Here is a 14,436-nt window from a genome sequence, read left to right on the forward strand (position 1 = left end):
ATCGAAGCATCGAAGCAAGACTGAAGCCTTACAAGCAGAGGGCCAACGATTAAAAAGAGTGCGAATAAATAGGTATTCGCACTCTTTAAGTGATGATGTCACTTCAATGCCCAATTTTTCTTTAAATACTGAATACACCAGGACTTTGCCTCTCCCATGGTGTTTCTTCGCCATGCAAGAATGATATCCATAGGTATAGGCTCAGTACCCTCTATTCTCTTCAACACACCACTATCAATCATAGGTTGGGCGATTTGACTTGGAAGCGTGCCAATGCCTAATCCTGCAGTTAGTGCATCAACTTTAGCGGTAAAATTGGTAACCGTTAATCTTGGTTGTTTCTGAATTATATTGATAGAAAGTGCTGGCTGTTCTCGTGCAGTATCTGCAATCGCAATGATCCGATATTTTTCGCGCGCAGCATCATCAAACTCCCCACTACGCTTATGCACGTAGTGATTTGCAGCCGCTACCCAATACATGGTCATTTTACCGATTTTTTCTGACTTAACTTCCTGTGGAAGTGTGTCTAAAGACGGGCAAATCAAAAGATCGGCACGACCGGTGTTCAAGGCTTCCCAGCTACCCGCTAATATTTCTTCCTGTAGTCTAACTCTGGTAGAGCTGACCTCAGCGAGCGCATCCACCATCGGGAAAAAATTTGAGATTGGAATAATCCCATCGAATGCGATGGTAATATCGAGTTCCCACCCGTTTGCCAATACGGTTGCATCGTTGACTAACTTTTCGCTGGCTTTAAGGATATCTCTTCCTCTTTCAAGGATAAGTTTGCCAGCTTCAGTAAAGTGAGCTTTGTGACCTGAGCGGTCAAAGATAATGATATCTAAATCTTGTTCAAGCTTCTGAATTTGGTAGCTGAGCGATGAAGGCGCTCTGTCTAATTCATTGGCTGCAGCAGCAAAACTTCCTCTTCGGTCGATTGCATCCAGTATATGGAGTGCCTCTAAAGTGATCGGGCTATGCACATTTGCTCCCTTTATGTGAATCGAATCGCATTGATGGTATTTGGACAACTTTGTCAAAAACTGGAGTAAATAATATAACAGATTGATTCATTGAGGATAGCTCGGGAGAATACAGATTTCTACTTTCGGCAAGGTCGCAATCGCGAGGCAGTAGACTATCAATTCTAAGGCGATGACTTAAATTTTAATGGTTGTTTGAGCTTTTGATACAACAAAGCCAGCATAAAGCTGGCTTTTCTAACGGTTTTCACTTTTAAAAGGTAGATAAAAGTATGAAAAATGAAAACTTACTGCTGTGCCATCTCTTTTTTCACCATTACTGCTGCCGCAACGATGAATACGATGATTAGACCTAACTCCATAAACAACTCCAATAATGAAGATAAAACTAAAGACCAAATTTAAAAGTCGTGCATATTCTAGCAGGTCTAATATTCGTTGCTACCTTTTAACTTCAAATTTACGATTTTTACGATTCAGATCAAAAAAGGCACAATAATGCGCCTTTTTTGTTATTAATATGTGAAATGCATTAATTGAAGTCAGGATATCCTTGTGGATTATTAGACTGCCATCTCCATGTATCGGCAGTCATCTCTTCAAGTGTGCGTGATGCTTTCCAGCCTAATTCAGTAGCTGCCTTATTAGGGTCAGCCCAGCATTCTGCAATATCTCCAGGTCGACGTTCAACCAATTGGTAAGGTACGTCCTTACCACTGGCATTTTTGAATGCTTCGACCATCTCCAGAACACTATAACCATTACCAGTACCTAGGTTATAAACGTGTAAACCAGATTTACGGCCTACTTTATCTAATGCAGCAACGTGCCCGTCAGACAAATCCATTACGTGAATATAATCACGTACTCCAGTTCCATCCTTTGTTGGATAATCACTGCCAAATACTGATAGAAATTCTCTGCGACCAACAGCAACCTGTGAGATGAATGGCATCAGGTTATTCGGTATACCCTGTGGATCTTCACCCAGTTCTCCGGTTGGATGAGAACCTACAGGATTGAAATATCGCAGAAGTGTGATGCTCCAATCCGGATTTGCTTTTTGGAAGTCGGTTAAGCACTCTTCGACCATCAATTTACTGCGTCCGTAAGGATTTGTGGCGCTCGTTGGAAAATCTTCAGTAATAGGCACTGAAGCTGGATCACCGTAAACCGTTGCCGAAGAGCTGAACACCAGTGATTTAACACCAGCTTCTCGCATCGCGTCGACTAATACCAATGTGCCGTTTACGTTATTGTCGTAGTACTCTAAAGGCTTAGCGACAGATTCTCCGACCGCTTTGAGGCCAGCGAAATGAATAACAGCTTCTATATCATTTGATTTAAGTACATCCACTAAAGTAGCTTTGTCTCGGATGTCTGCCTGAATGAAAACTGGGCGTACCCCGCATACTTTCTCTATTCGCTCTAACACAGCAAGTTTACTGTTATATAGATTATCTAAAATGACTGGTGTCATACCAGCTTCAATCATTTGGATACAAGTATGGCTTCCGATATATCCCATACCACCTGTAACAAGTACTTTCATTTTGTTATTTCCTTCTGACGCGAATAGAATGAGTTTAAAGCTTTACTGATTGAAATTAAACACTCTCTTATTATTCGTATCCCGATTATGTCACGCGTTCTTCCCCTGATTCTTTAGTTTGATACGTGATTTTATCCACAATAGTTTCTGCTTTTGCTTGTTGTTCGCGACAAGCGCAACTTTAATTAAATGAGAGATGTTGCGCGTAAAACGTCGTGTTTCTCGAATGAGCTTTAGCCGCAACGATTAATGTGTGGCCGTGTAGACGATTGTTATGCGATTATCAGCTTCAAGGGCACCAGACTTACCTAACTGACATACAAATCATTGCCAACCTCAGAAAAAAATAGGTTGAATTTGAATGAATTAAGTTAAACTTCGAAAAAGATCGAAAATTGGATAACTTATTAGTGTATCGAGACTAAACTCGCTAAACGCACACTAATTTGGGAATAATGAACTCATTGACTAAACCCAAGGATGTTTCCAGCTGTGATGTAACAACTTGGGTAAAAGCAGACCTATGACATTGAATAAACAACAACTTACATTAAACTGCGATATGGGCGAGAGCTTTGGTTCCTGGAGAATGGGCTCTGATGAAGAAGTTATGCCTCATGTGGATTTAGCTAATATCGCCTGCGGTTTCCATGCGTCAGACCCGAACGTCATGCATGACACGATCACTCTGGCCAATATAAATGATGTGGAAATCGGTGCTCATCCAGGCTATCCCGATCTGCAGGGTTTTGGAAGACGCTCGTTGAGCATGGCAAGTGATGAAATTACCAATATGGTTGTTTATCAGGTTGGTGCGTTACAAGCGCTCTGTCGCGCACAATATACGGACATCGGTTATATCAAGCCTCATGGAGCGCTGTATAACGACATGATGAAAAGTGATTCGGTGTTTAGAGCAGTTGTAAAAGCCGCTGCGCTATTTAAAGTGCCGCTGATGATCCTAGCGTCACAGGAAAATGAAAAATATTTAGAAATCGCAGACGATTTCGATGTTCCGTTACTATTTGAAGCGTTTGCTGACAGATTGTATCAGGATGATGGAATGCTGACTCCAAGGGCTCAGCCTAATGCCGTGCTAAAATCAGAACACGCAATCCTTGAACAAGTGAGAACGCTTGCGGAGTCTGGCCGAGTCAAAACGGCATCTGGCAATTATATCCTTCTCGAAGCAGACACGATTTGTGTACATGGAGACAATGAAGAATCCATTGCTTTGATCAAGAAAATCCGTCAGAGCTTATACACTGGAGGGAATTGATGCATCAGGAAAAATTTAGTCTTTCACTTGTTTCAGAATGCAGTGTATTTATCAAATTTAACGAGAGCTATCCGGAGAATGTCGTTGGCGAAGTGGCACACCGAATAAGGGAGCAGTTGGAAAGTTGTATCATGAATGTCGTTCCGTCCTACAGAACGATTTTGATTGATTACTTGCCCTTTAGAATTGATGAGACGACTCTGATAGAGACATTAAACAAGATTATCAGTCAGTTTGACCCTGAAATGCATAATTGCCCTGTGCCTAAAACTATTGCTATCCCTGTTTACTATGCAGAAGAAACTGCCTTGGACTTAACGCGATTCAACGAGCGTGGTTTGTCGTTGCAAGATATCATCAATCTCCATACCCAAACGGTTTATACTGTTTCCGCTATTGGGTTTGCTCCGGGATTTGCGTTTCTTTCAGACGTAAGTGATGAACTAAACATGCCAAGGCTGACTACCCCAAGAATCAGTGTTCCTGCTGGCAGTGTTGGAATCGCAGACAGTAAAACTGCCGTCTATCCTTCTGACAGCCCTGGCGGCTGGAACATTATTGGTCGAAGTCCAGTGGCTTTATTTTCTGATATTCCACCTTTCATTCCATTTGAGGTTGGTGACAGGGTGACATTTACTTCTATATCTAAACCAGAGTTTATTGAATTAGGAGGCGTTTTATGAGTGATGCGGGATTATTGGTCGAGAAACCTGGTCCACTCTCACTGATCCAAGACTTTGGTCGTTTTGGTCTAGCGCATCTTGGTATTACGCAAGGTGGCCCTGTTGATGGGTACGCTTATAATTGGGCAAATTATCTTTTGGGGAACCCTGTAAATTGCTCTGCAATAGAAATTACTTTAGGAAATGCTAGCTTTGTCGCATTGCACAATTGTCACCTCGCTATCTGTGGTGGTGACTTAAACGCGACGGTTGATGGTACTCCTGTCTCAAATTGGTCTGATTTTTCATTAAGGAAAGGCCAAAAGCTTCACTTTGGAATGCCTAAAAACGGGTTGCGTGCTTATCTTGCAGTTAAAGGTGGGTTCGATGTTCCACAACATCTTGGAAGCTCATCGACCGTAACGCGAGAATCACTTGGTGGACTCGATACTAACGGAAGCTCACTGAAATCTGGCGATGTTCTGAGGTTTACAGCTCATCATCTGCCTCAGCATAAACCAAGACAAATGACCTTCCGTTTCAAGCCTGATTACAATTTACCGATAAAGCTACGCGTAATAGAAAGCTACCAATATGAAGATTTTGATTCAGAAGTAGTAGACACTTTTTACTCAAATGAGTTTTCCATCTCGCCAGACTCAAACCGTATGGGGTATCGCTTGGAGGGCAATACCATTAATCCTCCGTATAATGGTGTGCTTTCGGAGGGCATTGCGCTTGGTGCAATTCAGGTTCCAAATGACGGCAATCCGATAGTTTTGCTTAACGACCATCAAACTATCGGTGGATATCCAAAACTTGGGTGCGTTGCGAGGATTGACTTACCTAGGTTGGCGCAGGCGAAACCTGGTCAAAAGGTACACTTTGTTAAAGGTGACAGATGGAAACTGCAAGACTTGTGGTGCCAATGGGCTCAGTTTTTCGGATACTAAGCCCATCTCGGGAATAACATTAAGCCAAAAAGAGTTACATACCGTAACGCTCCGCTAAAGATCTCGGATAGTCGCGCTCTTGTGTAAGTTGTATCGCGTATTGCTCGACTTCCTCTTCGCTCCAATGCACGGCAACCGGATGTTGTAATTCGACATTACGCTGAGGCTCAATATCAAACCAATGTTGCAGCATCTTTTGTGCTGCGACTAATGTAGAAGACGCTTTTACGATTTCAATACGAGCATAGTTATTTGGCTCGAAAGTGACATCCGCGGCTCTTAAAACCGGATCACTTCCCGGGATCTGTTGTGCACCGAAGAGTGCTTTCCCACCTTTTACAGCAGATCGGTAGTCAGGGATAAACTGCGCCATATGCTGAATGGCATTATACGTTCGCTCTTCTAATGCTTCTTCTTTCCAGCCAACACGAATCTTGGACAATAAAAGCTTAGGGAGCTCGGGTTGAGCAGATTCGCTCGTGCTCGCAACCAAACCATCGTCAAACAAGGTAATTCCTTTTGTCATACCATGTAGTTGGAAATAGCCGTCACCATAAGGCGTTAACTGTGCCATTCCTTTTTCAGTTCCGCGAGGACCGTGGAAAATGACTTCGGGCCATTGCTGGTCACAATCTTTCCAGTGCGTAATGTAGGCTGCTTTAAACTCAACCAAACGTTCGCGCTTAGCACCAACAACATTGTCAACAGAACCCGTTTCGAAACCGCAAGCATTGACTAAATAGTCACCCGTTAAAATATGTAGGGTTCCGTTGTGATCATAACTTAGTTGCCAATGATCGCCCTTCCATTCCGCTTGTTTAAGCTCTGCTTGGGTAAATACATCGGCATTCGGTAGTTCCCCTAGTGTCAGATTGGCAATGGCTGCAAGGCGAAAAACGCTCCAGCCATATTCTTGCACAACCGCGACAGGGTATTTTAATTCGTCTAAGTCTGTGTGTTGGGCAAAGGGAATGCACCAGTCATCAAAGGTAGATGGCTCAATTGGTTGAGTACACTTCGCCAATTCCATCAACTCTTCTTTTGAGTAAAGCTTGTAATACTCGTCAGGTTCGCCTAGCACTTTGTTGCTGGCATCTTTATTAACCAGTAATTGGTAAGCTTTTTTTATTACCTCCAGGCGAGGGATTAGCGCTGCAGGATCTCCGCCATCTGAGTGGGGAACCGCTATGATTGTCGGGCGAATATTCAGCGAACGCGGATATAAACGAATGGTATCTATAGATTGAGAAAGCAAGTCTAAACACTGTTGCTCAGAGATCTCTCGGTATAAGTTGCCGCCAGCATGCAGGTGACAGATGGGAGGACCATTCACCAGTGACACGCCTTTTTCTATTACGGATACTTTAAAACCTAGTTCTGCAAAATGAATCGCCGCTGTTGCACCGGCAACTCCGCCGCCAACGACAACGATGTGTTTTTGTTTGTAACTTGAAAACTCAGACTTCATTGCTTCACTGATTACTTTATAAGGAAAATTCTTTACTATCGGTTTATTCTACTCGTCTTTGAGCATGATTAAAATCACAAAAAGTTCATGGGTTTGCATTAGCCCCAAAACTTGTTTTTTAAAAGAAAAAAAATTAAGAAAAAGTACTTGACGGCCTTATGTATGGCGGCGTTTTTTCTGCCTTTGTGTATAAGATATTGACTACAAGACCCACGGCATAAAGCCTCTCGAATTCCTGCCCTTTTAGTCCTTCTCAGTTATCCAAAAAGTTATCCACTGTTTTTGTGGATAACTAAAATAAAAGTGTCATGGAGCAGCTATAACTCTTTTAGATCTATACACATTAATTGTGTATTGGTGTTAACAATCTTTTAAGCAAACTCATGACCACAAGTGCCAGTGTTATAAAGGTGGCTAGCGGTAAAGCTAACCATAGTTCAGGGTGAATTTGGGAACTTAGGTCAAGTCCATACAACATGACAGCAGCTACACATAGTTCTGATGCCAATACAGCAACGCTACTGGCTACCAACGCCATAATCCCATACTCAACCCACAAGGTGGTATTAATCCGCCTTTTGCTCGCCCCTAAAGTGCGATACAAACGAATTTCTTGCTGGCGCTGCGACAAACTCAATCGCAATAGTGTAAAAATCAGAAGTAAGCCGGCCACTACCCCTAATAAGGCAAGAATCGTAATCGCAGAGACGATTTGCTGGATCAGCGCTTGAATTTTTTGCCCCATTGTTCGGATGTCTAATACAGATACAGTTGGGTGCGCGCGTGACATCGTGGTTAGTAATTGTTGGTTTTCTTCTTTTATCCGGTAACTGATAAGGTATGAGCCCGGCATACTTGCCATCACATCAGAAGAAAATATGAAGTAAAAGTTTGGTTTCATGTCGCGCCACTCTACATGGCGAATAGTATCGACGGTAGCATCAAAATTTTGACTATTAATAACAAACCTTAGCGTGTCACCAATCTTTATTCCCAAATCCCGCGCAACATCAGCCTCTACAGAGACACTTTCTTTATTCGTCCAAACACCGGAAAGTACCTCATTGTACTCTGGCAGATGGTCACCCCACGTTAAGTTGAGTTCGCGACGAATGGCGTCTGAGCCCTCTCCTTCATGGTCCATCTCTTTGACATCTTCACCATTGATTTCGGTTAATCGCCCCCGAATTATAGGGAATGGTTGTGACCGCGTAACACCATTTTTATCCAGTGTTTCTAGGTAGTTAGCAAGCTCATACTCCGCAATATTTAAGGCAAATACATTTGGAGCATCTGCTGGTAGCGTTCTCTCCCAATCCGCAAGAATATCGCTTCTCACTAACCAAATGATAGATAACAACATTAAAGACAGTGACAGAGCACCAAATTGCAAGCCACTAGTCACTGGCGTCCGGTTGATTCTGCTTAGTGCCAATTTTATTGCGGGTTGTGTTGAAAAGCGTGCGACCAATTTTGTCAGAGTAACGCTCAATGCCGCCAAGACAACGAACAACACAGCAATACCAGTGAGAACAATCCAAACTAATATGTTGCTTGCATATAGAACTAACAATGGGACTACGGGAACCAAAACGAGCAGCATCCGTTTCCAGGATCGTTGTGCATTGCCTTGCTGCAATACTTCCAATGCTGGCGTTTTAATTAACCCGAGTAATGGAATTCCCAATGCAGGAACAGTAATCAGCACAGCGGAGGTGAAAGCAACCAAAAATGGAGTGACACCATAACCAGGTAATGGGTTAGGTAACAGATCTTTTAATGGAATACGTAGCAGATACTCAAGCCCACTTCCTAAAAGTAAGCCAATAACACTTGCGCTCAGGAGCAGTATTGCCACCTGAATAAACAGCCATTTCTCTATCCAACGGCGACTGGCCCCCAAACTCTTTAGCATCGCGATTGTTTGAGTGCGGCTATTCACATAGTTTTGACACGTTAGCACCAAGGTTGTTGACGCCATAATGATGACAATCGCAACAGTTAACGACAGATATTGTGTCGTTCTTTCAAAGATTTCATTGCTGCGATTTGCACTGTCTTGCGTACGCCAGCGATCACTTGGCGATAGCTCTGTTGTTTCTTGCAGTTGCTTTAATGTATTGTCATCAGCTTTTAAGAACAAACGGTATTGTACGCGGCTTCCAACTTGTATCGCTCCCGTTTTAGCAACATCACTTTGATGTATATAAGCAGAAGGCATCTGCTGGAAGGGATTAAAGCTTAAACCAGGTTCCAGTATCACTGCGCCCGAAACGGTAAAATCTGCATCTCCAACAGTGACAGTGTCACCCTTGTGAACTTCCAATTGAGCCATGATTCGTTCATCAAGCCATAACTGACCAGGTTTCACCCGGCCTGATGGGTTGTCATCTAGGGCTAATTCGCCCATCAGTGGATAGTAATCGTCCACCGCTCGTACCGATATCAACTGCATGCCTTTTTCACTGAAAGCCATTGTTGGAAAACGAGTCATAGTGGAACGTTCAAGTTTGTCTGTCGATGTGAGCAACTTTTCTGGGATTGGATTAGCCGACACAAATACCGCGTCAGCGGTCAAAGCATCTTTGCCCTGCTTAACGATCACCTGCTCCATCCGAGAAGCTAAAGCAGACAACGCAAAAATACTCGCAATCACCAACACGAGAGCCACGCTTATCGGCCAAAGGCTCCCCTGTTTTATTTCACTAAAACTCCAACGAATCAGGCTTTTATTTGGAGAATGCTTTTGACTTATGCCTTGCTCAGTCGAGCTCTGGTCACTTGAAGATACTACTGACATTACACCGCCTCCTTAAGCTCACCCGCCTCCATGCGATAAATGCGATCACATCGACTTGCTAAATGGCTATCATGAGTGACCAAAATGAGAGTTGTGTCATGCTGCTCATTGAGATCAAAGAGTAACTCAATGACTCTATCGGCCGTCTGGTGATCAAGATTGCCGGTGGGCTCATCGGCAAATAGCAGCTCTGGTTGAGTCATAAATGCGCGCGCCAATGCAACTCGCTGTTGCTCTCCGCCAGATAGCTGGCTAGGTAGATGGTCTAGTCGCTTTTCTAATCCAACCGCCTTTAATAACTCTGTTGCCCTCGTTTCATCTTCGACTTCGCCTCTCAATAAGCAAGGCAAAGTAACGTTACGTAGCGCCGTCAGACTTGGAATCAGTAAGAAACTTTGAAAAACGAAGCCCAGCGAGTCTGCCCGAATCCTCGCACGAGCTTCATCGTCCAATTTCGACAGTTCGTTGCCAAGTAAGGTAATTTCACCAGATGTCGGTGTATCAAGCCCAGCAAGCAGCGTCATCAATGTCGACTTTCCAGCACCAGAGGTGCCAACTATCGCTATTTTTTCACCCTTCCTGATGTCAATATTTACATCTTTAAGGATTGTTAAACGTTCGTTATTAGTAGAGACTTGTTTAGAAACTAAATTCGCTTGAACAATAGGTGCTTTAAGTACAGGTGTTTGCATGATTCGATTACTTTCCTTAGCTCTCTTTTTCTGTCTTTCTATTACCGCACACGCGAACGAAAAACTGCTTGTGTTGGGTGATAGCCTGAGTGCTGGCTACAATATGCCAATTGAGAATAGTTGGCCTAGCTTACTCCCCGCAGTGCTGTTAGAACATGGTCAAAATGTAACAGTTATTAATGGTAGTATCTCTGGAGATACTACAGGTAACGGTTTGGCTCGCCTCCCACAGCTTCTTGAACAACATGCTCCAGACATCGTCTTGATTGAACTGGGTGCAAATGATGGACTACGTGGATTCCCACCAAATCTTATTACGGCAAACCTTTCACAAATGATTACTATGGTCAAAGAATTTGGCGCGCAAGTCATCATGATGCAAATCCGTGTTCCACCAAACTATGGTACCCGCTATAGTGATATGTTTTACGACATCTACCCGCAATTGGCAGAAAATCAGCAAGTAAAATTAATGCCCTTCTTCTTAGAACATTTAGTCACTAAGCCGGAATGGATGATGGACGACGGACTACACCCAAAACAAGAAGCACAGCCTTGGATCGCCGATTTCGTCGCTCAAGAATTGATCAAACATTTATAGTTTTAATGGTCTAGCTCAATAAGTGGTATCTTACTTTACGTTATTCTAGTCAAGATTTCATTCATCGAGGTTAGATAACAACATGCGAATAGAACCTTTAATTCAAGGTGTTGTTGCTCGTTCTGCGCATCCATATGGATGTCATGCATCGATAAAAGAGCAAATTGATTACGTAAAACAAGCGCCACAGATCAAAAATGGTCCAAAGCGAGTATTAATTATTGGTGCATCCTCTGGATTCGGGCTAGCGGCTCGTATTGCCCTTACCTTTGGTGGCGCAAACGCTGACACCATTGGCGTTTCTTTCGAGCACGGTCCATCAGAAAAAGGGGGTGGCAGCGCAGGCTGGTACAACAATGTTTTTTTTAAGCAAGAAGCAAATAACGCTGGTCGCACGGCGATCAACATCGTTGGCGATGCATTTTCAGAATCGGTACGCAACGACGTTATCGAAGCAATAGAAACCTATTTTGAAGGTGAGGTAGATTTAGTCATCTACAGCATAGCGACAGGTGTTCGACCAAAGCCACATAGCGATGACTTCTGGCGTAGTGTTATTAATCCGATAGGCGAACCTGTAACGGGGTCTTCTATCTTGCTCGAAAATGACCAGTGGGTAGAGACCACTCTACAGCCTGCGACAGAGGACGAAGCAGCGGCAACCATCAAAGTGATGGGTGGTGAAGACTGGGAAAGCTGGATTGATGCGTTGATTAATGCGGAATCCCTTGCCGAAGGTTGTAAAACTATTGCATTTTCGTACATGGGTCCTGAACTTACCCACCCGATCTATTTAGACGGAACGCTAGGGCGAGCAAAAATCGACTTACACCAAACCAGCCATGCATTAAACCTTAAAATGGCAAACTTTGATGGTGGCGCTTACGCAACCGTGTGTAAGGCGTTGGTAACGAAAGCGAGTGTTTTCATTCCGGCGATGTCCCCATATATGATTGCGCTTTATCGAGTCATGAAGGCCAAAGGTACGCATGAGCGATGCATAGAACAGATGCAGCGTTTGTTCACAACGAAGTTATACACTGAGTCAAAAGTACCTTTGGATGGTGAGAGACTGATTCGTATAGACGATCTGGAGCTTGATCCGCAAGTACAACAAGAAGTGAAACAGCTTGTCGAGCAAATGAACGGCGAAAATTTCAAACAGATTGGCGACTACCAAGGTTTTAAAGATGAGTTTATGAAACTCAATGGCTTTAACTTTGACAACGTTGATTACTCGCAAGATATTTCGTTAGAAGATCTAAAGTCACTTGAACCTTAAACTTCACCTTAATGTTTCATCTTTGAGAACGCTTGCAACAATTAAGAGTCCTGAATCGATTTCAGGACTTTTTTTTGTTTCGCGATGACCCACCTCTATACTTAACAAGTACAAGTAGTGTTATAAAAAACAAAAAACTGAACCAAGCCTCGATTCACAGGATGTGTACTCATTTTAAAGGACGAACTTATGAGGAGAATTCAGACTCTGGATTATCAAATCCCCGACTCCATGCAGAAAAGCTGGCAGGATATTGTCAATCTGCTTGGTCAAATCGGTGAAGTACCGACAGCGCTCATTATGAGAGCCCACGATGAGTACCTTGAAGTCAATACGTCGAGTGAGTCGCCTGACAATCCATTTAAGTCCGGTGATAAAGAGAACCTGGGTAGTGGTTTGTATTGCGAATATGTCATCAACAACAAATGTGAACTCAACGTCCCCAACGCCCTGTCAGATGAAAATTGGAGTAACAACCCAGATATAAAATTTGGCATGATTTCATATTCGGGTCTGCCTTTACTCTGGCCAAATGGCGAAGTTTTCGGAACCATTTGTATGCTTGATTCAAAGGCAAATGATTTCAACGATACTTATCGTCAATTGTTAACCAAATTTAAAGACTCCGTTGAAGCGCAACTCTCCGTAGTATTCCAGCAACACAAGTTATTAAGATTGAATCATGAGTTGCAGAATCGTGTCGATAATCGCACCACAGACCTTGCCCAGCTCAGTTATTCACTAAGTAAAGAAATCGACCGACGTAAAGCGGCCGAGAAACAAGTCGATTATCAAAAGACACACGATCAAGGGACAGGATTTTTAAACAGATCAGCATTAGAGAGGGTTGTTGAAAACATGCTATGTACACTTGAAGACGATCAACAATCACTCATCGTTATTAATGTAGGTTTTAGTAACGCACGCAGTATACAAACGCGATTCGGATTCGAAGCCTTCGATGAAATACTCAAAGAATTTCATTCCCGACTAAGCCAACATGATTCCAGTTTTGTCACTGGTCGCCCTAGTTCAAATGATCTGGTGTTATTAATTTGGGGAGACGATGTAGATACTAAACTACACAAGTTACTCGAAGAAATTACCCACGTCAGTTTAGGCGATTTTCACATCAACGCGACTGAAATTCACCTGCACTCTTACATTGGTGTGGTTAAGGCTCATCGAAAAAGTGACGCTAAACAACTGCTCCAAAATGCCTGCTATGCCATGTTGCTTTGTAAAGAATCAGGAGAAGCGTACCGATACTTTTTTGAGGGTCACTCAAACGAACTTAACAACCACAGTGAATTGGAAGGTTACTTGTTGCAAGCGGTTCGCAACGATGACCTGATGCTCTATTTTCAACCAAAAGTTAACCTGCAGACGCACAAGTGGATTGGCACTGAAGCATTATTGCGTTGGCGTCACCCTGTATTAGGTGATGTATCTAATGAAGCCTTAATACGAATGGCAGAACAGAACGGGCTGATATTTGAAGTTGGTTTATTTGTGCTTCGCACCGCGATTGCAAAAGCAAAACAGTGGTCAGAACTGGTCAATAACTTCAAAGTCGCGGTGAATGTATCACCGGTTCAGCTACAAAATGTTAACTTCGCCGAGCAAGTGGAACACCTTTTAGAAACCTATCATCTTCCCGCTCACTTCCTTGAATTAGAAATAACGGAAAGTGCCTTAATCGCAGATGAAATCGTCGCTCTTACCACATTGGATAAATTGCATAAGATTGGAGTGACGCTGTCACTAGATGATTTCGGTACAGGCTTTGCTTCTTTTAGCTATTTGAAAAAGTATCCGTTCGATGCGATAAAAATCGACAAGAGTTTTGTCCAGCAAATGGAAAAGTCGGACAATGATCGCGCTATCATTTGCTCTATTATTCACATCGCCAAAAAGCTCGATTTGCAAGTTGTTGTAGAAGGTGTTGAGTCAACTTCACAGGAACAGTTTTTGATTCAGGAAGGTTGCGATGTTGCACAAGGTTTTCTCTATGGTAAACCCATGGCTTGTAATGAGTTTGAACAAGGTTTGCTTAATCAACGACCTTTAGGTGGAGAGTATACTTATCCACCAGAGCTTCTGCCGAAATAAGTTCAAAGTCCCGCTTATCTGTATCGGTTTGTGCCATTGATATCCCATA

The 14,436-nt window shown here is 43.1% G+C and carries 11 protein-coding genes; 6 read left to right on the forward strand and 5 right to left on the reverse strand.

Translation table 11 applies throughout. From position 1 onward, the window contains the following. Nucleotides 1-98: 98 nt before the first annotated feature. Together ACWYU8_RS05400 and galE are read right to left on the reverse strand one after the other, a co-directional pair. Nucleotides 99-986: a LysR family transcriptional regulator gene (locus ACWYU8_RS05400; RefSeq protein WP_457517798.1), complete on the reverse strand. Its 888-nt coding sequence runs from the start codon at nucleotides 984-986 to the stop codon at nucleotides 99-101. Nucleotides 987-1,518: 532 nt separating this feature from the next. After that, on the reverse strand, nucleotides 1,519-2,538 hold the full coding sequence (gene galE / locus ACWYU8_RS05405) for a UDP-glucose 4-epimerase GalE (protein WP_457517799.1): 1,020 nt from the start codon (nucleotides 2,536-2,538) through the stop codon (nucleotides 1,519-1,521). A 523-nt stretch (nucleotides 2,539-3,061) separates the two neighbouring features. Between galE and ACWYU8_RS05410 the strand changes: the two genes are divergently transcribed. Genes ACWYU8_RS05410 through ACWYU8_RS05420 form a run of 3 tightly spaced genes read left to right on the forward strand, consistent with a single transcriptional unit; the run spans nucleotide 3,062 to nucleotide 5,432 of the window. Then, nucleotides 3,062-3,817 (forward strand): 5-oxoprolinase subunit PxpA, encoded by a 756-nt coding sequence (locus tag ACWYU8_RS05410; RefSeq protein WP_457517801.1) that lies wholly within the window; start codon nucleotides 3,062-3,064, stop codon nucleotides 3,815-3,817. Then, nucleotides 3,817-4,500 carry a 5-oxoprolinase subunit B family protein gene (locus ACWYU8_RS05415; protein ID WP_457517802.1) on the forward strand — a complete coding sequence of 228 codons (684 nt, stop codon included), beginning with the start codon at nucleotides 3,817-3,819 and terminating at the stop codon, nucleotides 4,498-4,500. Before ACWYU8_RS05410 ends, ACWYU8_RS05415 begins: the two co-directional genes overlap by 1 nt. Continuing rightward, complete coding sequence (locus tag ACWYU8_RS05420) at nucleotides 4,497-5,432, forward strand: 5-oxoprolinase subunit C family protein (protein WP_457517803.1); 936 nt, start codon at nucleotides 4,497-4,499, stop codon at nucleotides 5,430-5,432. Before ACWYU8_RS05415 ends, ACWYU8_RS05420 begins: the two co-directional genes overlap by 4 nt. A gap of 34 nt (nucleotides 5,433-5,466) precedes the next feature. Here the strand turns inward: ACWYU8_RS05420 and ACWYU8_RS05425 are convergent, their stop codons facing one another. From ACWYU8_RS05425 to ACWYU8_RS05435, 3 genes are all read right to left on the reverse strand, one after another. After that, a complete protein-coding gene (locus tag ACWYU8_RS05425) occupies nucleotides 5,467-6,912 on the reverse strand; it encodes an FAD-dependent oxidoreductase (protein ID WP_457517970.1) in 1,446 nt (481 codons plus the stop codon). A gap of 331 nt (nucleotides 6,913-7,243) precedes the next feature. Further along, nucleotides 7,244-9,700: an ABC transporter permease gene (locus ACWYU8_RS05430; RefSeq protein ID WP_457517805.1), complete on the reverse strand. Its 2,457-nt coding sequence runs from the start codon at nucleotides 9,698-9,700 to the stop codon at nucleotides 7,244-7,246. Beyond that, nucleotides 9,700-10,392 (reverse strand): ABC transporter ATP-binding protein, encoded by a 693-nt coding sequence (locus ACWYU8_RS05435; protein WP_457517807.1) that lies wholly within the window; start codon nucleotides 10,390-10,392, stop codon nucleotides 9,700-9,702. The genes ACWYU8_RS05430 and ACWYU8_RS05435 overlap by 1 nt, the downstream gene beginning before the upstream one ends. On the opposite strand from ACWYU8_RS05435, the gene ACWYU8_RS05440 reads away from it, so the two are divergent. The 3 genes from ACWYU8_RS05440 to ACWYU8_RS05450 all read left to right on the forward strand — a co-directional run bounded on the left by ACWYU8_RS05440 (nucleotide 10,391) and on the right by ACWYU8_RS05450 (nucleotide 14,387). Then, nucleotides 10,391-10,993, forward strand: coding sequence for an arylesterase (locus ACWYU8_RS05440; protein WP_457517808.1), 603 nt, complete (start codon nucleotides 10,391-10,393; stop codon nucleotides 10,991-10,993). The genes ACWYU8_RS05435 and ACWYU8_RS05440 overlap by 2 nt on opposite strands. An 82-nt stretch (nucleotides 10,994-11,075) precedes the next feature. Beyond that, nucleotides 11,076-12,275: an enoyl-ACP reductase FabV gene (gene fabV / locus ACWYU8_RS05445; RefSeq protein WP_457517809.1), complete on the forward strand. Its 1,200-nt coding sequence runs from the start codon at nucleotides 11,076-11,078 to the stop codon at nucleotides 12,273-12,275. Between the two features lie 189 nt (nucleotides 12,276-12,464). Further along, nucleotides 12,465-14,387: a bifunctional diguanylate cyclase/phosphodiesterase gene (locus ACWYU8_RS05450; RefSeq protein ID WP_457517811.1), complete on the forward strand. Its 1,923-nt coding sequence runs from the start codon at nucleotides 12,465-12,467 to the stop codon at nucleotides 14,385-14,387. The last annotated feature ends 49 nt before the right edge of the window (nucleotides 14,388-14,436 follow it).

The sequence above is a fragment of the Vibrio limimangrovi genome (assembly GCF_054064025.1).

Bases quoted from the DNA above. Each gene is read 5' to 3' on its own strand.
- ACWYU8_RS05410 (WP_457517801.1), top strand. From the start codon at position 3,062: ATGACATTGAATAAACAACAACTTACATTAAACTGCGATATGGGCGAG.
- ACWYU8_RS05450 (WP_457517811.1), top strand. From the start codon at position 12,465: ATGAGGAGAATTCAGACTCTGGATTATCAAATCCCCGACTCCATGCAG.
- fabV (WP_457517809.1), top strand. From the start codon at position 11,076: ATGCGAATAGAACCTTTAATTCAAGGTGTTGTTGCTCGTTCTGCGCAT.
- ACWYU8_RS05430 (WP_457517805.1), bottom strand. From the start codon at position 9,700: ATGTCAGTAGTATCTTCAAGTGACCAGAGCTCGACTGAGCAAGGCATA.
- ACWYU8_RS05415 (WP_457517802.1), top strand. From the start codon at position 3,817: ATGCATCAGGAAAAATTTAGTCTTTCACTTGTTTCAGAATGCAGTGTA.
- ACWYU8_RS05440 (WP_457517808.1), top strand. From the start codon at position 10,391: ATGATTCGATTACTTTCCTTAGCTCTCTTTTTCTGTCTTTCTATTACC.
- galE (WP_457517799.1), bottom strand. From the start codon at position 2,538: ATGAAAGTACTTGTTACAGGTGGTATGGGATATATCGGAAGCCATACT.
- ACWYU8_RS05435 (WP_457517807.1), bottom strand. From the start codon at position 10,392: ATGCAAACACCTGTACTTAAAGCACCTATTGTTCAAGCGAATTTAGTT.
- ACWYU8_RS05420 (WP_457517803.1), top strand. From the start codon at position 4,497: ATGAGTGATGCGGGATTATTGGTCGAGAAACCTGGTCCACTCTCACTG.